This is a genomic window from Cryobacterium fucosi, from assembly GCF_004403515.1.
In the GTDB taxonomy this organism is placed as follows: domain Bacteria; phylum Actinomycetota; class Actinomycetes; order Actinomycetales; family Microbacteriaceae; genus Cryobacterium; species Cryobacterium fucosi.
The window spans coordinates 58,997-81,338 of sequence record NZ_SOHH01000039.1 but is presented as its reverse complement, the minus strand read 5'-3'; the positions used below and the strand labels follow the sequence as shown (position 1 = coordinate 81,338).

Annotated in this window: 20 protein-coding genes and 1 riboswitch; of the genes, 18 read left to right on the top strand and 2 right to left on the bottom strand. The window is 66.5% G+C overall.

Annotation, left to right across the window (positions count from 1 at the left end):
- The 3 genes from E3T48_RS16645 to E3T48_RS04630 all read left to right on the top strand — a co-directional run.
- A partial coding sequence (locus tag E3T48_RS16645) for a hypothetical protein (RefSeq protein WP_166789627.1) occupies nt 1-559 on the top strand: 559 nt, incomplete at its 5' end.
- A gap of 47 nt (nt 560-606) precedes the next feature.
- A riboswitch (TPP riboswitch) is annotated at nt 607-714 on the top strand.
- Complete coding sequence (thiC, locus tag E3T48_RS04635; RefSeq protein WP_134522660.1) at nt 708-2,369, top strand: phosphomethylpyrimidine synthase ThiC; 1,662 nt, start codon at nt 708-710, stop codon at nt 2,367-2,369. (Overlaps the previous riboswitch by 7 nt.)
- Nucleotides 2,370-2,452: 83 nt before the next feature.
- Nucleotides 2,453-3,712, top strand: coding sequence for an MFS transporter (locus E3T48_RS04630; protein ID WP_241986652.1), 1,260 nt, complete (start codon nt 2,453-2,455; stop codon nt 3,710-3,712).
- Between the two features lie 62 nt (nt 3,713-3,774).
- Here E3T48_RS04630 and E3T48_RS04625 read toward each other — a convergent pair whose 3' ends face one another.
- Both E3T48_RS04625 and E3T48_RS04620 read right to left on the bottom strand, forming a co-directional pair.
- Entirely contained in the window at nt 3,775-4,146 is a 372-nt protein-coding gene (locus E3T48_RS04625) for a VOC family protein (RefSeq protein ID WP_134522659.1), read from the bottom strand.
- Between the two features lie 253 nt (nt 4,147-4,399).
- Nucleotides 4,400-5,338 (bottom strand): PLP-dependent cysteine synthase family protein, encoded by a 939-nt coding sequence (locus E3T48_RS04620; RefSeq protein WP_134522658.1) that lies wholly within the window; start codon nt 5,336-5,338, stop codon nt 4,400-4,402.
- Nucleotides 5,339-5,488: 150 nt separating this feature from the next.
- Between E3T48_RS04620 and E3T48_RS04615 the strand changes: the two genes are divergently transcribed.
- The 15 genes from E3T48_RS04615 to E3T48_RS04545 all read left to right on the top strand — a co-directional run bounded on the left by E3T48_RS04615 (nt 5,489) and on the right by E3T48_RS04545 (nt 21,858).
- Nucleotides 5,489-8,383 carry a putative bifunctional diguanylate cyclase/phosphodiesterase gene (locus tag E3T48_RS04615; protein ID WP_134522657.1) on the top strand — a complete coding sequence of 965 codons (2,895 nt, stop codon included), beginning with the start codon at nt 5,489-5,491 and terminating at the stop codon, nt 8,381-8,383.
- A 298-nt stretch (nt 8,384-8,681) separates the two neighbouring features.
- Complete coding sequence (locus E3T48_RS04610) at nt 8,682-10,352, top strand: GspE/PulE family protein (protein WP_134522656.1); 1,671 nt, start codon at nt 8,682-8,684, stop codon at nt 10,350-10,352.
- Nucleotides 10,353-10,371: 19 nt separating this feature from the next.
- Nucleotides 10,372-11,769, top strand: coding sequence for a type IV pilus twitching motility protein PilT (locus tag E3T48_RS04605; protein WP_134522655.1), 1,398 nt, complete (start codon nt 10,372-10,374; stop codon nt 11,767-11,769).
- Nucleotides 11,770-12,999 (top strand): type II secretion system F family protein, encoded by a 1,230-nt coding sequence (locus tag E3T48_RS04600; RefSeq protein ID WP_134522654.1) that lies wholly within the window; start codon nt 11,770-11,772, stop codon nt 12,997-12,999.
- Between the two features lie 138 nt (nt 13,000-13,137).
- Complete coding sequence (locus E3T48_RS04595; protein ID WP_134522653.1) at nt 13,138-13,584, top strand: type IV pilin protein; 447 nt, start codon at nt 13,138-13,140, stop codon at nt 13,582-13,584.
- Nucleotides 13,585-13,720: 136 nt separating this feature from the next.
- Nucleotides 13,721-14,101, top strand: a complete 381-nt coding sequence (locus E3T48_RS04590) for a hypothetical protein (RefSeq protein WP_134522652.1) — start codon at nt 13,721-13,723, stop codon at nt 14,099-14,101.
- Entirely contained in the window at nt 14,101-14,667 is a 567-nt protein-coding gene (locus E3T48_RS04585) for a hypothetical protein (RefSeq protein WP_134522651.1), read from the top strand. The genes E3T48_RS04590 and E3T48_RS04585 overlap by 1 nt, the downstream gene beginning before the upstream one ends.
- 149 nt (nt 14,668-14,816) lie before the next feature.
- Nucleotides 14,817-16,094 (top strand): hypothetical protein, encoded by a 1,278-nt coding sequence (locus tag E3T48_RS04580; protein WP_134522650.1) that lies wholly within the window; start codon nt 14,817-14,819, stop codon nt 16,092-16,094.
- Nucleotides 16,091-16,954: a prepilin peptidase gene (locus tag E3T48_RS04575; RefSeq protein WP_338145219.1), complete on the top strand. Its 864-nt coding sequence runs from the start codon at nt 16,091-16,093 to the stop codon at nt 16,952-16,954. The genes E3T48_RS04580 and E3T48_RS04575 overlap by 4 nt, the downstream gene beginning before the upstream one ends.
- A gap of 25 nt (nt 16,955-16,979) precedes the next feature.
- Complete coding sequence (gene pilM, locus E3T48_RS04570; RefSeq protein WP_134522649.1) at nt 16,980-18,026, top strand: type IV pilus assembly protein PilM; 1,047 nt, start codon at nt 16,980-16,982, stop codon at nt 18,024-18,026.
- Nucleotides 18,023-18,688, top strand: a complete 666-nt coding sequence (locus E3T48_RS04565) for a hypothetical protein (protein ID WP_134522648.1) — start codon at nt 18,023-18,025, stop codon at nt 18,686-18,688. Before pilM ends, E3T48_RS04565 begins: the two co-directional genes overlap by 4 nt.
- A 2-nt stretch (nt 18,689-18,690) precedes the next feature.
- Nucleotides 18,691-19,473 carry a hypothetical protein gene (locus E3T48_RS16640; RefSeq protein ID WP_166789626.1) on the top strand — a complete coding sequence of 261 codons (783 nt, stop codon included), beginning with the start codon at nt 18,691-18,693 and terminating at the stop codon, nt 19,471-19,473.
- Between the two features lie 107 nt (nt 19,474-19,580).
- Nucleotides 19,581-20,576, top strand: a complete 996-nt coding sequence (locus E3T48_RS04555) for a hypothetical protein (protein WP_134522647.1) — start codon at nt 19,581-19,583, stop codon at nt 20,574-20,576.
- Nucleotides 20,577-20,645: 69 nt separating this feature from the next.
- On the top strand, nt 20,646-21,137 hold the full coding sequence (locus E3T48_RS04550) for a DUF6121 family protein (protein ID WP_134522646.1): 492 nt from the start codon (nt 20,646-20,648) through the stop codon (nt 21,135-21,137).
- A gap of 67 nt (nt 21,138-21,204) precedes the next feature.
- Nucleotides 21,205-21,858 (top strand): spermidine/putrescine ABC transporter substrate-binding protein, encoded by a 654-nt coding sequence (locus tag E3T48_RS04545; RefSeq protein ID WP_134522645.1) that lies wholly within the window; start codon nt 21,205-21,207, stop codon nt 21,856-21,858.
- Nucleotides 21,859-22,342 lie beyond the last annotated feature (484 nt).

Below are 22,342 nucleotides of genomic sequence, written 5' to 3'. Positions count from 1 at the left end.
CGTGCCCGGTGACGCGGCCGCGGCCGGGCGTCCGCAGCCGAGCAAGACACCGGCGCCCGTCGCGCTGGCAGCGGCGCCTGCCCCGGCCGCCACCCCGGCCGGGCCGCATCCGTCGACCTGTACGGAGCTCTACAGCCCGGCGATGGTCACGGCATTCGGAACCGCGGTGCTCAACCCGGCGTGGGCCGAAGCGGCAGACTCCAAGGTGCGCCACGGCACCGCGGATGCCGAACTCACCACGGTCATCGACGCGGCCGACAAACTCACCTGCATCTGGGGAAACGCGAAGGGCGGCTCCGACAGCGGACTCACCACGAACCTGGTCTGGGTCACCGCGGAGCAGAGCGCGACCGTGAAGGCGCGCCTCGCCGCCGCCGGGATGACGTGTTATGAGGAGCTCGGCGGGCTGCGCTGCGTCGCCGAGACAACCGGGGATGGCGGCACCTCTGGCGAGTCGCACTTCCTCCGCGACGGGATCTGGCTGGCCACCCACTACGTCAACTCCGGCCCCGACGGATACACCCACGACATCATCGCCAGCGTCTGGGCCGGCGCGTAGCCCGCCTGTTTGCCGGCGCTCGTTCCACGGATAGGCTGAAGGAGTCCACACACCACCACGGGAGCTCGCACCAGCGAGCTGAGAGGACGGCCAGGGCCGTCGACCGTTGAACCTGTCCGGGTAATGCCGGCGTAGGGAGATCTGCCGAATGAGCACGAACGACGCTACAACCGTGTCCACCGTCACCACCGTCACCACCGGGGCCATCTGGGGCAGCACGAAGAGGTACGAACCGGTTCCCGGATTCCCGGGACTGGCCACCCCGGTGCGGCGGGTGAACCTCAGCAACGGGGACCACTTCGACCTCTACGACACGTCGGGTCCCTACACCGACGAGAGCCTGGAGGTCGACCTTGACGCGGGCCTGACGAAGACCAGGGACGAGTGGGCCCGGCCCGCGCCGATCGACGGGGCGGCCACCCAGCTGGTGTGGGCGCGAGCCGGACTCGTCACCCCGGAGATGGCGTACGTGGCAGCCAGGGAGGGCCTGCCGGTGGAACTCGTGCGAGATGAGGTCGCCCGCGGCCGCGCGGTCATCCCGGCGAACCACCGGCACCCGGAGAGTGAGCCGATGATCATCGGGAAGGCCTTCGCGGTGAAGATCAACGCCAACATCGGCAACTCCGCGGTCACCTCGTCTGTCGCCGAGGAGGTGGAGAAGATGGTGTGGGCCGCCCGGTGGGGAGCGGACACCCTGATGGACCTGTCCACGGGCAAGGACATCCATCTCACCCGGGAGTGGGTCCTGCGCAACTCGCCCATTCCCGTCGGCACCGTGCCCATCTACCAGGCCCTGGAGAAGGTCAACGGAGACCCGACGGCGCTCACCTGGGAGCTCTACCGGGACACGGTGATCGAACAGTGCGAGCAGGGCGTCGACTACATGACCGTTCACGCCGGCGTGCTTCTCCGGTATGTGCCGCTCACGGCCAAACGCGTCACCGGGATCGTGTCGCGCGGCGGCTCGATCATGGCGGCCTGGTGCCTCGCCCACCACCAGGAGAGCTTCCTCTACACGCACTTCGTCGAGCTGTGCGAGATTCTGCGCCGGTATGACGTGACCTTTTCGCTCGGTGACGGGCTGCGGCCCGGATCCATCGCCGACGCCAACGACGAGGCCCAGTTCGCCGAACTGCGCACCCTCGGCGAGCTGACGAAGATCGCGAAGTCGTACGGAGTGCAGGTCATGATCGAAGGCCCCGGTCATGTGCCGATGCACAAGATCGTCGAGAACGTGCGGCTGGAGGAAGAACTCTGCGAGGAGGCTCCGTTCTACACGCTCGGCCCGTTGGCCACCGACATCGCCCCGGCCTACGACCACATCACCTCCGCGATCGGCGCGGCCATCATCGCCCAGGCCGGCACGGCCATGCTCTGCTATGTGACGCCGAAGGAACACCTGGGGCTGCCGAACCGCGACGACGTGAAGACCGGAGTGATCACCTACAAGATCGCCGCCCACTCCGCGGACCTGGCCAAGCAGCATCCGCGGGCCCAGGAGCGAGACGACGCGCTCAGCCTGGCCCGGTTCGAATTCCGCTGGAACGACCAGTTCGCGTTGTCACTCGACCCGGACACCGCCCGCAGCTTCCACGACGAGACCCTCCCCGCCGAGCCGGCGAAGACGGCGCACTTCTGCTCCATGTGCGGGCCGAAATTCTGTTCGATGCGCATTTCAGCGGATGTGCGGGCCTACGCAGAAGAAAACGGCCTCACGAGCGCGGAGGCCATCGCGGCCGGCATGGCCGACAAATCGGTCGAATTCTCCCGGTTGGGCAACTCGGTCTACCTTCCGATCCGGGCGGTCTGAACCTCATGCGGGTTCACATCGGGCCAAGAGCGGTGAGTGACTCGCCTACTGGCCGGACGATGCCGGCGGGCGCCAGAAGCGCGGTGAGGGGCGGGGTACTCGGCAACTTCGTCGACCAGTTCGACATCTTCCTGCCCATCATCGCTCTGGCCCCGGCTGCGGCGAGCCTGTACGGCACCGAGGACATGGCAACGAACGCCGGTCTGATCTTTGTCGCCACACTGATCGGGCGTCCGCTCGGCGCGGCCATCTTCGGCCCGATCGCCGACCGGATCGGCCGGACCACGACGACGAGGATCACGATCGGCGGGGTTGGTCTCACGACTGCGCTGATCGCCGCGGTGCCGGGCCAGAATCTGTTCGGCTCGGGCACACTGCTGACCATCCTCGCGCTGCGCTTCCTCGGCGGTATCTTCATCGGCGGCGGGTACACGGCAGCCGTGCCCCTGGCCATGGAATGGACGCTGCCGCGGAGACGCGGCCTGGTCAGCGGTTTGATCATGTGGATGTCGCCGTGGGCGAACGCCTCGATCGCCGCGCTGGTCTTCGCCCTGCTCGGCATCCTGGGGCCGGACCGGTACAGCGACTGGGGCTGGCGGATTCCCTTCGTCGTGGGCGCACTGATGGCGCTGGGCATGGTCGAGTACTATCGCAGGAACGTCTCCGATTCCCCGATCTGGACGCGCGCAGCCAAGGCGTCGACCCCGCTGAGGGACGTTCTGTTCGGGCCGTATCGTCGGCAACTGTGGCAGGTATTCGTGTTGATGAGCGGCATGTGGCTGTTTACCAACATGGCGATCGCGGTTCTCGCCGGCCAGCTCAAAGCCGGCGGGCAACTCAGCGACCAGGACGTCTCCTTCGCGATGCTCTGTGCCACCGTGGTTTCGGCCCTGGCCATGGCTGGCAGCGGTCACCTTTCGACCCTGACCGGTCGACGTTCCTTCTTCGTCGGATTCGGAATCGTTTCCGCTGTTCTCGCGCCGACCGTGTATCTGGCGGTGTTTCGTGAGGCAGGGGGGCCAGCGCTCGTTCTCCTTGTGGCGGCGTTGCAGGTTGTGACCGTTTCCGTTTACGGGCCCGTTGCGGCCTACCTGACGGAGCGCTTCCCGACAGCGGTGCGCTCCAGCGGGTATGGGGTCGCTTACAGCCTGTCGATCGTGCTGCCCGCCCTGTATCCGTTCTATCTGCCTCCGCTGCAGCGCGTTCTCGGCGAGCACCTGGCGGTGGCAGCCCTGCTGGCACTGGCCGGATTCCTGGTCGCAACCGGCGCATTCATGGGCCCCGAAACACGATCGAGGACAGGCATCGACGCGGTCGGCACGGCGGGGGCGGAGCTCTCCTGATTCCGGTTTCCGGGTGGCGCTGTGCCGCCATCCGGAAACCTCGGCCGTGAGAGCAACTGGGATCAGAGCATCTCGGAGACGCAGATGAAGTTTCCCTCGGTGTCTCGGAACCATGCGGATTTCATATCGTCCGCGGCGGCCACTCCATTGACGGTTTTCATGCCCGGGATGTCATAGTCCTCGAACATCACCCCGCGGGCACGCAATTTCGTCATTTCGGCATCGAGATCGTCGGTGATCCATCCCATCTGGGTGTTCCGGGCGGTTCCGGCGTTGCTCGTCTCGTAGATCTCAAAGGCCGCCCCGGAATCCAGGCGGTAGGTGAGGGTGCCCTGGTGAACCTCGGCGGGGTCGAGGTCGAGGGCATCGTGATAGAAAGCTTGCGCGCGCTTGAGGTCGGCGGCGGGCAAGACGGTGTGCAGTTCCTTCAGCATGTGAGAAATCCTCCTCATTTGTGAAAATGAACCTAGGGGGAGGAGCGTCGACAAGAAAACCCGATCGCAATACGCGGAACCGGGATCCGATGGCGCTTGCTTCCCAGTGGGAGTGCCGGCCGCGAGGGGCAACGGGCGCGAATCGTGGCGGAAACTCTTCGTCCGCCGAGTCCAGTTTCCCGGTCCGATGGACGCTGGCTATCGCATATCGACTTCATCATACGCCGCTCGGCGTGCCCTGTCGTGGGGGAAATTAGCGCCGGTACAGGTCAGTACTGAGGTAGCGGAGGCCGGAATCGATGATCACGGTGACGACGGTCGCATCCGGCCCGAGTCGCTCAGCCACGCGGAGCGCGGCGACAACGTTCGCCCCGGACGAGGTGCCCGCGAAGACGCCTTCCACCCGGGCCAGCCGCCGACTCATCACCATCGCCTCCTCGCTCGAAACCTGCTCGATCCCGTCGACCTCGTCTGGCTCCCACAGCGGCGGAATGAAGCCGATCCCGATTCCTTCGATCCGGTGCGAGCCTGTTGGGCCTCCCGAGAGCACGGCAGACTCGGCGGGCTCGACGGCGAAGACCCGGAGCGCCGGCTGATGGGCGCGCAGTGCACGCGCCGTGCCATGGATCGAGTGGGCCGTTCCGACGCTCTGAACAAAGGCATCCACCTGCCCGGACGACTGCTCCCAGGCTTCCTCTCCCAGCGGCAGGTAACCGGTGACCGCGTCGAGGTTGTTGAGCTGATCGCAGGCCCAGTGGCCGGGCTGCTCGCTCACTTCACCGGCCCGTTTGATCATCGCTTTGATCAGTTGCTCCGTGATTCGCCCCCCGTCGCTGGGCACATCCTCGACCGTTGCCCCGAATGCCTCCATGGTGCGGCGTTTCTCGTTACTGAACGCGTCGGAGAAAACGGCATGGAGCCGATATCCCCTGGCGGCGCAGACCAGGGCGAGGGAGATCCCCGTCGTCCCGGAGGTGTACTCGACAATCGTGTCGCCGGGCGCCACATCACCGCGGGCCTCGGCTCCTGCGATCGCCGCCACGGCCATCCGATCCTTCATGCTCCCGGTCGGATTCGCCCACTCGAGCTTGGCGAGCACCCGGGCCGACCCGGGTGGAACGATGTTGTTCAGCTGGATCAGTGGCGTGGAACCGATTCCCGTAAGCACCCCGGAGCCCATGTTGCGTCCCATCGTCTTTCCTCCATCCCGGGCCGGCAAAGCCGGATGCGGGCCACGGTATACCCGTTTCGCCCCGCGCGGTGGGGAGCAAGGTAGCCGGGAACACCGTAGTGTTCAAGTCACGGTCGGCATATCTGCCATTCGGGAGCAGAGGAACACGTAATGCGGTTCGCAAGTCGAGCGGGGGCAGTTTTCGTCGGGGCCATGGGGCTCATCGTTCTGATTGGCTGGTACACCCAGGCCCTCGCGTTGACGACCGTGCTGCCCGGCCTCGTGGCGATGAAGCCGACGACTGCCATCGCCCTGATCATGCTGTCGCTGTCGTTGGTGCTCTCGGAACGGCGGGCAACCGTCCTTCTGGGGGCCGTAGTCGTCGCACTCGGCGGGGCGACGCTCGTCGGGTACGCGATCGGGTCGACGCTGGGCATCGACGTCTGGGTTCCGGGGATCAACCTCGGCGGCCAGGACCCGCGGATGGCCCCGGCCGCGGCGGTGGCGCTGATCCTGCTCGGACTGGCCGTCATCGCCAGCCGACTCGAACGCACAACGGTGATGCAGGTCCTCGCCCTCGCCTCGCTCCTGCTCAGCCTGATCGCCCTGCTGGGCTATGCCTACGGCGTTTCAGCCCTGTACACCGTGAGCGGGTTCACGAGCGTGGCGCTCCACACGGCGCTGAGCCTGACGATCCTGGCCGTGTCGCTTTTGCTCCAGCGCCCTGAAGTCGGCCTGGTCGGTCTGCTCCGGGATGGCGGCAGCGCCGGCGAGCTGATGCGCCGGGTCGTGCCGTTCCTCATCTTCGGCCCGTTCATCCTGGGCGGGCTGCGCCTATTGGGCCAGCGGCAGGGCTGGTTCGACACCGTCTTCGGCGTCGCCATCCTGATCATGAGCATGACCGTTCTCGGCTCCGCGCTGACCTGGATCGCGGCGCTGAGGCTGCGCGAACTCGACCGGCAGCGCGACCAGGCCATGCACAGGCTGGCCGAGGTGAATCGCACCCTCGAGGCGACGGTGGATTGTCGAACCCGTGAGCTCGCGGAGGTCGCCGACAAGCTCCACACCATCATCAAGATCGCGCCGGTCGGCATCGTGGAGCTGGACGGCGGCGGCGGGCTCCTCACCGCCAACGACCAGTGGCTGGCCCTGAGTGCACTCACCCTCCCCGAGTCGCTGGGCGACGGCTGGGCGAGGGCGATGCACCCGGAAGACGCCGAACGCGTGGGGGCAGGGTGGGGCGCGGCCGTCGCCTCCGGAATCGGCTACGAGACCACCCTGCGCTTCCGCACTCCGCAGGGCCGGATCAGCTGGGTCCAGGTCAGCACGGCCCCGATCCGCGACTCGGAATCCGACACCGTCACCGGACACCTGGCCACCGTGACGGACATCACCGAACTCCGCAACGCCGAGGAGGCGGCCGCTGCGGCGCGGGCGCGCTTCGAGGCGGCCTTCGCATCCTCTCCGCTTGGCACGGCGATCGTCTCGCTCGACGGTGAGGTGCTGGAGGCAAACAAACGGCTCTTCGACCTGACCGGGCGATCCTCCGCGGTGGTCAACGAGCACATCGACGAGATCTTCATGCCCGCCGATACCGGCGGAGAATACGATCGGGTGGCCCTCATCGATGGCCACTCCACCCGCCAGCGCCTGGATCGTCGGATGCGGCGTGGCGATGATGAGGAAACCTGGGTCAAGGTCAGCATCGCCGAGATCCAGGAGGGAGAACAGGCCGGGGGTCTGCTGTACCAATTGGAGGACATTACCGCCCGCCGACTGGCCGAGGCACGGGTGGAGCATCTCGCCTTCCACGATCCCCTGACGAACCTGCCCAACCGCCTGCTGCTGCTCGACCGGCTCAACCAGGCACTTCTCCAGGCGACGCAGCGCGGCCTGGGCGTCGCCGTGTTGTTCATCGACCTCGACCGGTTCAAGTTCGTCAATGACAGCCTCGGCCACCACGCCGGCGACGCCGTGCTGACCGAGGTGGGCCTCCGGCTGCGCCTGAACGCCCGGTCCACCGACACGGTCTCCCGCATCGGCGGCGATGAATTCGTCGTGATCTGCCCGGATGTCGGCAGCAACCGGGACGTGCACAAGATCGCCGACGCGCTGCAGAAGGCCATTGCCGAGCCGATCCTCATCGGCGACCAGGTCGCATCCGTCGACGCCAGCATCGGCATCGCGTTCGGTCTCGGCCACGACGACGCCGAGTCGCTCCTGCGCAACGCGGACCAGGCCATGTACCTCGCGAAGGGTAGGGGCCGGGCCCGCTACGAGGTCTTCGACGACGACCTGCGCAGCCGGATCGAACGCCGGCTGGACACCGAGCTGGCCCTGCGCGACGCGGTGGAACGGGGCGAGATCGAAACCTGGTACCAGCCGATCGTCGACCTGCAGCACGACACCGTGGTTGCCACCGAGGCGCTCGCCCGCTGGCGGCGCCCGGACCGGGGGCTGGTCTTCCCGGGCGACTTCATCGCCATCGCGGAGGAGGTCGGCCTGATCAAGGGGATCGGCACCACCGTGCTCGGTCAGGCCTGCCGGGCGGCCGCATCGCTGGAGAAGGGGCTGGCGGTCAGCGTCAACGTGTCACCGCGGCAGTTCGTGCAGGACGACTTCGGCGCGGTCGTGAAGCGGGCGCTCAGCGAATCCGGGCTGCCTCCGGCCCAGCTCTGGCTGGAGTTGACCGAGAGCGCCGTGCTCGAGGCGATCGACTCCGCCGCCCGCACCTTCCAGGAACTGCGCGCCATCGGGGTGCGACTGGCCATCGACGACTTCGGCACGGGCTATTCCTCGTTCACCCACCTGCGGGCCTTCACCGTCGACCTGTTGAAAATCGACCTCACGTTCATCCGCGACCTCGAGCGTTCGGAGCACGACCGGGCGATCGTGGAGGGAATCCTGCGCCTGGCCGATTCCCTGAATCTGGATGTCGTCGCCGAAGGCATCGAGACGACCGGGCAGCGAGACCTGCTGAAGGGAATGGGCTGCCGGTACGGTCAGGGCTACCTGTTCTCGAAGCCGGGGCCGGCGGCGTCACCCGCCGTGTACTTCGGCGACTAGTCAAAAGGTGGTGCGCCCCGGCGTCCCGGACGCGGAGGAGCCATGGCGACGCGGGTCTCTCTTCCCCGGCGCTGCTGCGCGGGGTCAGGGTGCCGAGGCGCTACTCTTCAGGTACGGCTCAGCACCGAGAAACACCGTGTGCGGGGCGATTTCGCCCCGTACCCCCTGATCGCGGGACTGGCCGGCGGCATCCCCGCGGGATACCGTTTTCTGTTACCTATTACATCTCGAGTGCGGATTCACCCTGCTGCGTGCACTCGAGGTTCGCGCAGCGATTCACAGACCGGGAGAGGTTCGAGTGGCCAGCCTCACCGAGATCCTGATCCTGCACGGCCTGCTTCCGATCGAGGAGCTTGACCATCTGATGGCCGGCGATCCGGCCGACGAGACCGCCGTGCGCGCCCTCGTCACCAAGGGCGTCATCACCGAGGTGCAGTTCGCCAAGGCCCGCGCCCAGCAGGCGAACCTTCCCTTCGTCGAGCTGGCGGACTACCCCGTCGATCGCCTGGCGGTGTCGCTGGTGCCGGTCGCGGTCTGCAAACGGCACGAGGTCATTCCGATCTCGGTTGACGGCGGCCGCCTCGTGCTCGCCATGGTCGACCCCGGCAACGTCTTCGCCGTCGACGACGTGCGCGAGGCGTCACGGATGCGCGTGACCCAGGTGGTCGCCGAACGCGGCGACCTGCTGGCCGCCATCACCCGCTACCACCGTGCCGACGACGAGCTCAGCGACCTCACCTCAACCCTGGAGGAGGAGAACGCCGCGGCCGAAAGCTCGTCCTTCGGTGTCTCGGACTCCATCGACGACGACGCCCCGATCGTGCGGTTCGTGAACCTTCTGGTCAGCCAGGCCATCCAGGACCTTGCCTCCGACATTCACATCGAACCCGGTGAGCACAGCCTGCGGGTGCGCTACCGCATCGACGGCGTGCTGCACGAGATGCAGACCGCGCCCAAGAGCATCCAGAACGGCGTGATCTCGCGGCTCAAGATCATGAGTGACATCGACATCGCCGAGCGGCGCAAACCTCAGGACGGCCGCATGACGGTGCGCCACGCGGGCCGCCAGATCGACCTGCGCGTCGCGACCCTGCCCACGGTGTGGGGCGAGAAGGTCGTCATGCGAATTCTCGACAACTCGAACACGACCCTCGACGTGCGCGCCCTCGCCCTGCTCGAGTACAACTTCGAGGCGTACAAGACCTCGTATTCCAAGCCCTACGGCATGATCCTGATCACCGGGCCGACCGGTTCGGGCAAGTCGACCACCCTGTACACGACCCTGGGCGCCGTCGCCCGCCCCGAGATCAACGTGATCACGGTCGAAGACCCGGTCGAGTACCGCATGGCGGGCATCAACCAGGTTCAGGTGAACCCGAAGGCCGGCCTCACCTTCGCCAGCGCGCTCCGCAGCATCCTGCGCAGCGACCCGGATGTCGTGCTGCTGGGTGAGATCCGCGACCACGAGACCGCGCAGATCGCCATCGAGGCGTCGCTGACCGGGCACCTCGTACTCTCAACCCTGCACACCAACGACGCGCCGAGCGCGATCACCCGGCTGACGGAGATGGGCATCGAGCCGTTCCTGGTGGGATCGGCCCTGGACTGCGTGGTCGCACAGCGGCTGGCGCGACGCCTCTGCGACAAGTGCAAGAAGCCGTCCGTCCTCACCGCGGAGTACCTGACCCGGTTGCGGTTCGCGTTCGACCCGGAGCGGCCGCTGCCCACGATTTACGAGCCGGTCGGCTGCTCGCACTGTTCGAAGACCGGCTACCGCGGCCGAATCGCGGTGCACGAGGTGATGACGGTGACCGAGGACATCGAGCGCCTCGCCGTCGCCCGCGCGTCCAGCGCCGAAATCGGCCGGGTCGCGCGCGACCAGGGCATGATCACCCTCCGCGAAGACGGCTGGGCGAAAGCGCAACTTGGTTTGACATCGATCGAAGAAATCTTGCGAGTGGTCGCATAGTGCTGAAGGGGATATCTGCATGAGCCAGCCCATCTACGAAATTCCGGTGACGCCGCCGGGAACGGCCGGAGGCAGCTGGAGCCTCGGCGATGCCGAACCAGACGGCCTCGACGACTCGGCTGAAGTTCTTGCCGAGATCCCGGTTGTTGAAACGCACATCACGGATGTCCCGCACGCCAACCCGCTGGAGAGCGCCGATCTCCCGGTGGCCTCGGACACCGGGCCGGTCGAGACAGCAGGGCGCCGCTCCCGCACCAGGAGCACCGACAACGAGGTGTCCGACCTCGACCTGCTGAACGCCCTGGCCGAGGTGCTCGACCTGGGCGCCTCCGACCTGCACATCACGGTCGGCGCGCCGCCGAGCATCCGCGTCGACGGTGGCCTCCGGCCGATCGAGGGTGAGTCCCGCTGGATGGGCGACAAGGTCACCTCGGCGCTCTACAGCATCCTCTCACCGGCTCAGCGCGAACAATTCGAGCGGGAACTCGAACTGGACTTCGCCTACACCGCCGGCGGGGCCCGTTTTCGCGTCAACTACTACTACCAACGCAACTCGATCGGCGGGGCCTTCCGCCTGATTCCGCGCGAGATCAAGCCGCTCAAGGACCTCGGCATCCCCGAGACGGTGAGCCAGTTCGCCAAGCTGCCCCGTGGGCTCGTGCTGGTCACCGGCCCGACCGGATCGGGCAAGTCCACCACCCTGGCCGCGCTGATCGACCTCGTCAACCGCACGAGAGCCGACCACATCGTGACGGTCGAAGACCCGATCGAGTTCCTGCACAGGCACCAGAAGTCGCTGGTGAACCAGCGCGAGGTCGGTCACGACACCCACAGCTTCGCCGCTGCGCTCAAGCACGTGCTGCGCCAGGACCCCGACGTGATCCTGATCGGCGAGCTGCGCGACCTGGAGACGATCTCGGTCGCCCTGACCGCCGCCGAGACCGGCCACCTCGTCTTCGCCACCCTGCACACGCAGTCTGCCGCCCAGACCATCGACCGCGTCATCGACGTGTTCCCCCCACACCAGCAGGGGCAGGTGCGAGCCCAGCTCGCCGCCACCCTGCAGGGCGTGGTCTGTCAGACCCTGGTCAAGAAGGTCGGCGGTGGGCGGGTCGTCGCCACCGAGGTCATGGTCACCACTTCTGCCGTGGCGAACCTGATCCGCGAGGGCAAGACCTACCAGGTCTCCTCCGCGATGCAGGCCGGCAAGGCCCTGGGCATGCACACCATGGACCAGCACCTCGCCGAGCTCGTCGATGCAGGCCTCATCACCCGCGAGTCGGCGGAGGAGAAGGCGCAGGACCTCGAGGGTCTCGCGCAGCTCATCCGCCGGGTGGATCCGACCGAGGCCGCCGGCCGGGGTATGTCGGCCGGCGGCATCGACTTCGGCGACTCTTACTCAGCGAGGGGCCAGTAAATGGCCACGACCCAGGCCTACGCCTACAAGGCTCGTAATGGGGCCGGCAAGGCTGTTAGAGGGCGGTTGGATGCCGCCTCGGAGAGCGCCGCCATGGCGCGTCTGCACGTCATGGGTCTCTCGCCGATTTCCGTCGCCGAGGCAGCGGACGGCACCGGGCTCAGTGCGGAAATCCGAATCCCGGGTTTCAGCAAGAGCATCGGCCTCAAAGACCTGGCGGTCATGAGCCGGCAGATGGCCACGATGACGTCGGCGGGGCTTTCCTTGCTGCGCACCCTCAACATCCTCTCGGAGCAGACCGAGAACAAGCAGCTTGCCAAGATTCTCGCGACCATCCGCACCGACGTGGAAACGGGTGTCTCCCTGTCTGACGCCATGGACAAGCACGCCGTCGTCTTCCCGCCGATCATGATCAACCTTGTCCGGGCCGGCGAGACCGGCGGTTTTCTCGAGAATTCTCTCAATTCTGTAGCGGGAAACTTCGAGGCGGAAGTCAAGCTGCGCGACACCATCAAGTCGGCGCTCGCCTACCCCGTGATCGTGCTCATCATGACTGTCGTTGCTGTGATCGGGATGCTCGTCTTCATCGTTCCCATCTTCGAGAACATGTTCAAGGGACTGGGCGGCGCGCTGCCGCTCCCCACCCAGATACTGGTCGTGCTGTCCAAGATCATGGTCTGGCTCGCACCTTTGCTGGTGGTGCTCGGAATCGCGTTCTCCGTCTGGTGGAAGAAGAACAAGAACACCGAGCGCGTGCGCAAGGTCGTCGATCCCTTCAAACTGAAACTCCCCGTCTTCGGGAACCTGATGACGAAGCTGGCCATCGCGCGTTTCAGCCGTAACTTCTCGACCATGATCGGCGCGGGTGTCCCCATCCTGCAATCACTCGCCATCGTCGGTGAAACCTCCGGCAACTGGGTCGTGGAGTCGGCGCTGCGCAAGGTGCAGGAGTCGGTCCGACAGGGCAAATCCATCGCCAGCCCGCTCTCCCAGGAACCGGTTTTCCCGGCGATGGTGACCCAGATGATCGCGGTGGGCGAGGACGCAGGCGCCTTGGAGCAGATGCTCGGCAAGATCGCCGACTTCTACGACCAGGAAGTGCAGGCGACATCCGAGCAGCTCACGGCGCTGATCGAGCCGCTCATGATCGCCTTCATCGGGGTCGTCGTCGGCGGCATGATCGTGGCCCTCTACATGCCCATGTTCAGCATCTTCCAATACATCAGGTAATCCACCCCTGCACTGGGGGCGTGTTCTCCCCGGAAACCCCCAGCACGGGGGTTATTCTTCGAATTGCGTGCCCCGTATCTTCAGAGAACAGCCCGACGTTCTCCTCCACTCGCACCCCTAAATGAACAGGACCTGCACATGATCAAAAGCATCACGGGGGCGCTTGCCCGCAAGCGCGCCGCCCTCAACGAGAGCGAAAAGGGCTTTACCCTGATCGAGCTCCTGGTTGTCGTCATCATCATCGGAATCCTGGCCGCAGTCGCCATTCCGATCTTCCTCGGTCAGCAGGACCAGGCCAAGGATTCCGGCGTCAAGTCCGACCTCGCCAACGCCAAGGTCGCCTATGTCAGCCAGTTGGTCGACACCCCCAACGCGATCCCCACGGGCGCGCAACTCATTACCAAGGGATTCGTGCAGTCTCCGAACAGTAGCGCGCTGTCGGTCACGGCGGTCTCCGCAGCCGCGGCGGGTACGTTCTGTATCCAGCTCACCAGCGCGAGCTCGGGGGCGCCCACGTTCGGAATCACGAACACGGCAGGCGTCGCCAAGGGCACGTGTGCCGCAGGTGTGTTCACTGCAGGCTAAGAACTAGATCCAAGGATGGGGGGCGTCGCCACACGGCGGCGCCCCCGTCCTGCATAGGCCGAACTCGATTCGAAAGGGCGGGACAGTGAAAGAATCGCACGACGCCGCGCCTCGTCCTGATGATTCGGGTTTCGGGATGATCGAAATCGTCATCTCCATGTTCCTGCTCGCGCTGCTTGCCATCGCCTTCCTGCCGCTGCTGGTCCAGGGCGTGCAACAGTCCTCCGCTAACGCGACCCTGGCCGCTGCCACTCAGCTGGTCAACGACGAGATGGAACTCGCACGCTCGCGCACGACGTGCAGCAGCCTCACGGCCACAAGCTACTCTGTGCCCGATCCTCGGGGGGTGACCTTGCAAGTCGCACGGGTCGTCGGCGGGTCGTGCCCAACGCCGACGGTGCCACCGGCCGCACCGGTGTATCCGATCACGGTTCCGGTGACGGTGACGGTGACCCGCAGCGACACTGGTGTGGTCGTTTCCTCGGCGAGCACCCTGATCTTTGTGGCCTTGAGCTGATGAGATCGCACAGGGAAGGCACCGAGGGCGGTTTCACGCTCATCGAGCTGATCGTCTACAGCGCGCTCCTCCTGCTGGTCCTGAGCGTCGTCGGAGGGCTGTTCATCAGCGGCCTCAACACCGCGACCACCGTACGCACCGTGACGAACGCGTCCACGGCCGGCCAGATCGTCGCGGACTCGGTCGAGACGAACATTCGCAACGCGTCCGACTTCCAGCTCACGGTTCCCAGTGGCACCGACCAATTCCTGGTGGCGCGGACGGCCCAGCGCGATACCACGCTGGCCTGGAGCTGCATCGCGTGGTACTACTCCGCGTCCGGCAGCGGGAGCATCCGCTTCAAACAGTCTGATGTCGCCATCCTCGCGCCAACCGCGAGCGAACTCTCGGCCTGGATCCTCCTCGACGAGGGAATCAGCCCGGCCAGCGGAACGGCGATCTTCAGTTCATCCGGCCAGAGGTTGACCATGACCTTCAAGGGGCTCGCGGGGGACCACCCGCCGGTCATCATCACGAGTTCGGCGACCAGCCGAGCGGGAGCCTCCGGGAGTCTGGCATGTTACTGAAGCGAAGTCTGCCCGGCGGTCCTGCCGACGAACGGGGCTCCGCCCTCGCGGCCGTCCTGGGCGTGATGGCTGTCGGCCTCATCCTCACCTCGCTCATCATGACGTCGATCGTGGGAGCCTACGGATTCAGTTCGTCAACGCGGGCCGGGGTGCAGTCGCAGGCTGCGGCGGATGCCGGTATCGCCGCCGCGCACACCGGTCTGTTCACCACAGGAAATTGCGCTGCGCAGCCGACGCCGGGAAGGTACGTCGGATCCACGGCCCCGGTCTACACCGCAACGGTCGAGTACGACGCCGGACTCGGCTGGGCGGCTGGCTGCCCCAGCGCGACCGCAACTCGCATCCGCATCGTTTCGACGGGAACGGCCCAGGCGGCCGGGGTGAACGGAGCCTCCTCCGGAAACTCGAGCAAGGTCGAAGCCGTCTTTGCTTACCTCACGCCCGGGGTCGACCCCAGCGGGATCGGGATGTACCTGTACGGCGGCGGTACCGTCGAGTCCAATTCCACGCTCGACCTGTCGGAGGCCAACGGTGCCGGGTTGATGATCAAGAACGGCAATCTGGACTGCGCCAAGAACAACACAGTGATCAATGGCAGCGTTCTCATCAACGGAAACCTGACCTTCACGGGCACGTGCAGGGTCAACGGGAGCGCCTGGGTCGCGGGCGCGGCAATTCTGGGCTCAGGATCGGTGCGGGACAATCTGTCGGCCGCGAGCGTGAGTCCGAACCCGCCGGGGACTCGTGTCGGCGGCACCTACACCCAGGGCGCAGCACTGCCGGTCATACCGGGGTGGGCCGAAGTGGGCTATACCCCGACCGCCTGGGTCGACGCGACTGGTGCGCCCTACGAGGTCAGGACAGTCACGACGTCCGCGGCCTGCAACCTTCCCAACGGCAGCCTGGGCGGTACCGTCGCAGGGAAGCCGGTCATCATCAATGCGCTGGGTTGCGCCGGCGGGCCGACCGCGAGCAACAACACCACAGTGAAACTGACGAGTGACGTGGTGATCTTCGCCCAACAGTTCGAGTTCTCGGCGGTCAACAGTCTCGCTTTCGCATCGGCCACGACAGCGGCGCATCGGATCTGGTTCGTGACACCGGACTACGTCGCCGATGGCGCCCCCAGCTGCCTGAGGGCACCGGCTGTTCAGAACCAGGGGAATTTTGCGGTCAAGAACGGTTTCACCATTGCGGATCCCATAATCGCGATGCTGTACACGCCCTGTGCGTTCGCGGGGTTCAACGGCTTCAACTGGCGCGGCCAGGTCTACTCCGGTGAGTACAGCAGTGCCAAGAACAACCCGACCTTCACATTTGTGCCGGTCGGCGTCGCGGGTGTTGACCTTGACACCGGCGGTTCTACGACGACAATCACGCACCCGCAACCTGGCTCCGTGGTCTCCCGGCGCGACCTGGCCGGGTGATCGCCCTGCCTGCCATCCTCATCGGGGGCTTTGGTCTGCTCATCGGTTCCTTCCTCAACGTGGTGATTTTCCGTGTACCCGCGGGACGGTCGATCGTGTCGCCCCCGAGCGCCTGCGGCGGGTGTGGGCGGCGCATCCGCGCCTGGGATAACGTTCCGGTGCTGTCCTGGCTGCTGTTGCGCGGACGGTGCCGGGACTGCCGAACGTGGATCTCAGCTAGGTACCCACTCATTGAGTTGGGTACGGCGGTGTTCTTTGCTCTTGTCGCCGTATGGGTGCTGTCGGGGGTCTCGACAAGCTCGACCACCGGTTCTGGCTTGACCACCGGTTCTGGCCTGACCACCGGTTCTGGCTTGACTCAGGCAGTGACGCTGGCGGCGTTCCTGTATCTCGCGGCCGTGAGTGTCGCGCTCGCGATGATCGATCTGGACACGCACACTCTCCCCAATCGCATCCTCCTGCCGGCCTATCCGGTTGCCGCCGTTCTGTTGACCGCAGCAGCCCTTCTGGCACGGGATCCGGGCCGACTGCTGACGTCGCTCATCGGGGCTTCAGCGCTCTTCGGCCTCTACCTGCTGATGTCGCTGGCCTATCCGGCCGGCATGGGTTTCGGCGATGTCAAGCTCGCCGGGCTGCTCGGTCTCTATCTGGGTTGGCTCGGTTGGGCGCCGCTCGTCGTGGGTGCGTTCTCGGCGTTCCTGTTGGGTGGCCTGTTCGCGCTCGTCCTTGTCGTCACCCGCAGGGCGAACCGCAAGAGCGGGATCCCGTTCGGCCCGTGGATGTTGGCCGGTGCGTGGCTCGGTATCTTCTATGGTGATCAGATAGCCATCGGTTATTTGTCGCTTTTCGGTTTGGCATGATCGCACGGCCCGTGAAGGAGAAGCAATGACGGCAAACGTCGTAGGAATCGACATCGGTACCGCCGGTCTGCGCGCCGTCGAGGTGAGCGATGCGGGCAAGGCTCGTCCAACGCTGGTGCGCTATCACGAAGTCAGGCTCCCCGAAGGCGCAGTCCACCGGGGTGAGGTGGTCGAGCCCAACACGGTCGCGGCCGCCCTCCGGGGATTGTGGTCCGCGGGCGGGTTCAAGAGCAAGAACGTCGTGTTGGGCATGGGCAACCATCGCGTGCTCGCGCGCGATCTGACGGTTCCCAAGATGTCGATCAAGCGCATCCGCGAATCCCTGCCGTTCCAGGTTCAGGACATGCTTGCGGTCCCCGTTGCGGATGCCCTGCTGGACTTTTACCCGATCTCCGAGCACGAGGGGGAGAACGGCCCGGAGATCAATGGTCTGCTGATCGCCGCGGTCAAGGACGCCGTGCAGGGCAATATCAAGGCGGTACAGCTGGCCGGGTTGAGTCCGGTCGAGGTCGACCTCATCCCGTTCGCGCTCAGTCGAGTCATCTACCGGGGCACGAAAACGGACGGCGCGGTGGCGCAGATCGACGTCGGTGTCGCCACCACCACGGTCGTGGTCACGCTCGCGGGAGTCCCGCAGTTCCTCCGTCTCATCCCGGCAGGTGGTGGCGACCTCACCCAGGCCCTCGCGTTGCGGCTGGGGATCACCAGTGACGAAGCCGAAGCACTGAAACGGACCCTTGGCTTCGGTCAACCCTCGGCCCCGGAGTCCGAGGCCGCTGCGACCGTCATCGTCGAAGTCACGACCGAGTTGCTGAACAGCCTGCGGAACACCGTCAACTACTTCGCGAACACCCGGCATAACATGCCGGTGACCCGAATCGTGCTGACGGGTGGAGGCGCCCAATTGGCCGGCTTTGCCGCCGCGCTGGGTGAGCAGACACGACTTCCGGTTTTCCCGGCCGAACCGTCCGCTGCGGTCACTCTCGGCCGCGGAATCGACGCGGGGGCGTTGCAACACACTCAAGGCGCCTTCTCGGTTGCGCTCGGACTCGCCCTGGGGAGCCAGGCATGAGCCGCGCAGCCGCCGCCGACGAGCTCGTCCTGGGTGCAGAACCGCGCGTCGATCTGCTCCCACCCGAGGTCAAGGCCGGGAAGAGAGTCAAGGCAACCCGGCGGCGTCTGATCGCTGCGCTCATCGGTGTGGTGGTGCTGGTGAGCGCCGGGGTGGCCGCCGCGTCCTGGGACGCACAGAACAGCCGCGCGGAGCTCGCCACGGCCCAGGCGCGCACGACCGAGCTGCTCGCGCACCAGGCCAAGTATGCCGAAGTGAACCAGGTGCAGGACGCGGTGGATACGACGGTGGCCGCGCGCCAGTTCGGGGCGTCCACCGAGGTCGACTGGAAGGCGTATCTCTCCGGGGTCCGGGCCGTGCTGCCGGCGGACGTCTCAATCGATACGGTGACCGTCGATTCTGCATCGCCGTTGCTCCCCTTTGACCAGGCGACCGCCCCGCTCCAGGCGGTGCGGGTGGCCACCCTAACGCTGTCGCTGACCAGCCCGGATCTTCCGTCGGTGCCGCAGTGGCTCGAGTCGATGAAGGGTTTGCCAGGCTACACGGATGCCACGCCCGGGTCGATCACGCGGTCCGAAATCGGCGCCTACAAGGTTGACCTCACTCTCCATATCAACGACGGCGCGTATTCCAACCGGTTCGCAGGCACAGGGGGAAAGTAAGCATGGACAGGAACAGACTCTGGGTTCTCGGCGTGGTCCTTCTGATCGGCGCCACCGTCGTTCTGGGCTGGGCGCTTGGGATCTCTCCGAAGCTCACCCAGGCGAGTGTCGCGGACGCTGATCGAGCCGCCATCGAAACGCAGAATTCGGCGTACGAAGCGCAGGTCGCCACGCTGAAGAAGCAGTTCGAAGGCATCGGCGGCCTTAAGAGTGATCTCGCTGCGCTGCGCCTGGCCGTTCCACGCGAGGCCGACATCCCTGCGTTCGTCACTCAGCTGGATGCGATCGGCCAACAGCACCAGGTGACGCTCACCGATATCAAGGTGAACGACGCGCAGCCGTACGTACCGGTGCTAGCGGCCGTCCCGGCTGCGCCCGCGGCTCCCGCGGCGGCGGCCGGCGAAGCCCCTGCGGCGGGGAGCACTCCTCCCCCTGCCGCAGCAGCACCGGTAGTTCCGACAGTGGCGGAAGCCGCGGCGGCTCTCGCGCCGAAGCCAAGCGCCCTCGTCACGGCCGCGAACTTCGTGTCCGTCCCCGTCTCGCTGACCGTCGATGGGAACTACGGAAACGTGCTCGACTTCATCGAGGGGTTGCAGAAGGGCACCCGGCTGGTCCTGGTAACGACGTTCAGCACGTTGCCCGCTGTGGCGCCGGCGCCCGCCGACGCTGGGGGCAGGGGAGCCGGCGCGGTATCCAGCGCATCCGACGTGGTTACGGCGACAATCTCTGCACTCGTCTACGTTTTGCTTGATCCGAGCGCCGCCCCGGTGCCGCCCGCAGGCTAAAGCCGGAGCCGACTTCTCCGGCCATTTGGGCCGTGCCTTCCTCGGCACGGGGATTCGCGTTGCTAAGGTTACTGCTGACGGTCACGGCCAACCACAAGGAGTGCAGCATGAGCAACACAACGCCCCCTGAGGGCAACCGCAACCCCGACGCGGAAGCACCGAACAACTCCGGCGAGCGCGTCGACCGCGCTGGGAACGCAGACAACGGGGAGAGCACCGAGCGCACGGATGCCGCCGACTTCACCGGCACCGGATCTCACTCGGCCGCACCCGCAGCATCCGCCCACCCGGCCGAGCCGGTCGGCGAGCCGATCTCCTACGACGCGCCCGATTCCGCCGCCACCCAAGACTACGCCCCCGCGCCGGTCTCCGCCGACTCGGTCAAACGCGAAACCTATGTGCCGGCCGCCACGCTCGGCGGCACCGGTGCCGCCACGCTCGCCAGCGACGACTCGCCCACCCGCGAGCAGCCGGCGCCGTACACCCAGCAGGCCGAGCCGACCCAGGCCTACGCCCCGACGAACACGACGGTGCAGCCGCCGGTGTACATCCAGGCGCCCACTCCGCCCAAGTACAAGGGCAACCGTGGCGCCGGCATCCTGATCGCGCTCCTCGGCACGGCAATCTTCGCCGCCATCTACGCGCTCGTTGCCCTGGCGCTCTCCGGCATCGGCAGCGGCTCACTCTCGGACACCACGTCGAAGTTCACCGACTTCATCGTGCTGCCGATCTTCTACGTCCCGGCGATCGTCTTCTTCATCGCCTTCGCCCTGCTGATCGCGATCGTCAACCGTGGCGGCTGGTGGGCCTACGTGCTCTTCGGCTTCCTGGTGGCCGTCGCCGTCTACTTCTCCTACATCGGCGCGGCCCTGCTCAGTGTGCAGGCGTGGAACTTCACGCCCGACGAGGCGTACCGCTTCATCAGCCAGCAGTGGCTGAACCCGGGCGCGATCGCCGCCGCCGTCGTGGCCCGCGAGGTGCCGATCTGGGCCGGCGCCTGGATCGCCCGCCGCGGCCGCTCCGTCACCGCGCGCAACGCCACCGCCAAGGCCGAGTACGACCGCATCCTCGCCGACGGACCACAGGGCATCCGCTCCAACTAACGCATCCGCCCCAACTAACCCAGGCACGACGCAGGTCGGGCTGCACGGAGTCGCGGAGAGGGGGTTGCGATGCGTGACTACCAGAAGTACGCCGCGATCGTCGCGGTCTTCGCGGCGGTGCTCTACGGCGCGCTGATCGTGGCGGCGTTCGGCATGATCAGCCTCGCCACCAACCTCGACGTCATCAGCGAAACGGATGCCGGCCCGCTGGTCGGGCCGAGCATGGCCGCCGCCGCGGTGCTCCTGGTTTTCGTGCTCATGGTCACGCTCGGGCTACGTGATCGCCCCAATCGGCAGCGGGTCGCCGTCGGCTACTCGCTCGGGACCGGGGCGTCGGCTTTCGCCGTGTTCATCGTCGTCGGAGCGGTCCTCTATCCGGTGACCAGTGGCCAGGCGTTCGACGCGCTCACCTTCGCGGAGACCACACTGGCCCGACCGTTTGCCGCGGTGACCGGGGTGCTCGCCTTCGTCGTGACCCTGCTCTACTCGGTGATCCTGGCCTCGCGGGTGGGGGAGCACGGACGCCCGCTCTGGCCCTGGGAACGTCGCGGCGAACCCTGATCCACGGGCGCCGATGATTTCCGGCGGAACGCCCATTGCGGACGTCGAGCGGCTATCCTTAACGTCCATGGACGGATCCATCGAGGCACGAGTCAGCCATGAGGTTGACAACTGGCTGCGTTGGCTCCCGCGCTGGCGCCCCGGCACGCACCGCGGCCGTTCCCGCCTCTGCCGCACCTGCTTCGGCTCGCCGGTCATCGTCGCCGCCGGACTGGCCACGGATGTCCCGCACGCAGTGCAGCACGCCCTCGCCATGCGCGTGAAGCTCGTCATCGATGCCGCCGTCGACGAATACACGGAGCTCAACCTGCCCCTGCTCAGCCGGGAGATCCGTCTCAACGAGGAACGGAAGGCGGCCGCGAGCTACCACCCCACCGAGGGCCTCGACCCCGAGTACAAGGGCCTCGACCTCGACCCGCCCACCGCAACGGACGCGCCCTACCTCTTCACCTTCGCCGAGCTCGCCCGCCCCGATCAGGCCGCGGCCGCCGCATCCGTGCCGCCGCCGCTCACGACGGAGGAGAAGGCGGCCATCCGCACCGAGCTGAAACTGGCCGACGAACACGCGGCCCTGATCGGCAGCCGGGTCTGCGCCGAGCTGTTCCGACACCGGGACCGGATGCGCCAGGCCGTCACCGAATTCGTCGAACCGTGGGTGCTGGCCCTCCTCGCCGACCTCGACACGGCGCTCGATTCGCCGATCTGGCCGCGCAGCATCTGAATCCCGGTGGTCGAGCTTGTCGAGACCAGCCCGTCGGTGGTCGAGACCTGCCCCTCGGTGGTCGAGCTCGTCGAGACCTGCCCCCCCCGTCGGTGGTCGAGCTCGTCGAGACCTGCCCCCCGTCGGTGGTCGAGCTTGTCGAGACCAGGCCGGATCTCGACAGGCTCGATCACCGGGCAACCTCGATCACCGGGCAACCTCGATCACCGTGACCCCGCAATCCATTTGACCGGGCTGCCACTGCCGAGTTAGTATTTCGTGGTGTGCGCTTTGTCGTGCGCTTGAGTCATGCCACCGCGATACCGTCGTGCTGCACCTTAGGCGCGCAGATACGGCACGCATACAGGGTTTGCTCTCCGAGCAGCCCCCACGGCATACCCACCTCAACAAACGGAACTTGTTCCGTGCGTGCCGGCGGGTCCAGATGAACTCGATTCGGCCGGAAACGTTCCCGATTCGAATGCTAACCATCACAGAGCTGTCA

Excerpts from the sequence above, each read along its gene's own strand:
- E3T48_RS04590 (WP_134522652.1), top strand. The coding sequence starts at position 13,721 with ATGATCGAAATCGTCATCTCCATGTTCCTGCTCGCGCTGCTTGCCATC.
- pilM (WP_134522649.1), top strand. The coding sequence starts at position 16,980 with ATGACGGCAAACGTCGTAGGAATCGACATCGGTACCGCCGGTCTGCGC.
- E3T48_RS04605 (WP_134522655.1), top strand. The coding sequence starts at position 10,372 with ATGAGCCAGCCCATCTACGAAATTCCGGTGACGCCGCCGGGAACGGCC.
- E3T48_RS04625 (WP_134522659.1), bottom strand. The coding sequence starts at position 4,146 with ATGCTGAAGGAACTGCACACCGTCTTGCCCGCCGCCGACCTCAAGCGC.
- E3T48_RS04555 (WP_134522647.1), top strand. The coding sequence starts at position 19,581 with ATGAGCAACACAACGCCCCCTGAGGGCAACCGCAACCCCGACGCGGAA.
- E3T48_RS04600 (WP_134522654.1), top strand. The coding sequence starts at position 11,770 with ATGGCCACGACCCAGGCCTACGCCTACAAGGCTCGTAATGGGGCCGGC.
- E3T48_RS04550 (WP_134522646.1), top strand. The coding sequence starts at position 20,646 with ATGCGTGACTACCAGAAGTACGCCGCGATCGTCGCGGTCTTCGCGGCG.
- E3T48_RS04565 (WP_134522648.1), top strand. The coding sequence starts at position 18,023 with ATGAGCCGCGCAGCCGCCGCCGACGAGCTCGTCCTGGGTGCAGAACCG.
- thiC (WP_134522660.1), top strand. The coding sequence starts at position 708 with ATGAGCACGAACGACGCTACAACCGTGTCCACCGTCACCACCGTCACC.
- E3T48_RS04595 (WP_134522653.1), top strand. The coding sequence starts at position 13,138 with ATGATCAAAAGCATCACGGGGGCGCTTGCCCGCAAGCGCGCCGCCCTC.
- E3T48_RS04585 (WP_134522651.1), top strand. The coding sequence starts at position 14,101 with ATGAGATCGCACAGGGAAGGCACCGAGGGCGGTTTCACGCTCATCGAG.
- E3T48_RS04620 (WP_134522658.1), bottom strand. The coding sequence starts at position 5,338 with ATGGGACGCAACATGGGCTCCGGGGTGCTTACGGGAATCGGTTCCACG.
- E3T48_RS04545 (WP_134522645.1), top strand. The coding sequence starts at position 21,205 with ATGGACGGATCCATCGAGGCACGAGTCAGCCATGAGGTTGACAACTGG.
- E3T48_RS04615 (WP_134522657.1), top strand. The coding sequence starts at position 5,489 with ATGCGGTTCGCAAGTCGAGCGGGGGCAGTTTTCGTCGGGGCCATGGGG.
- E3T48_RS16640 (WP_166789626.1), top strand. The coding sequence starts at position 18,691 with ATGGACAGGAACAGACTCTGGGTTCTCGGCGTGGTCCTTCTGATCGGC.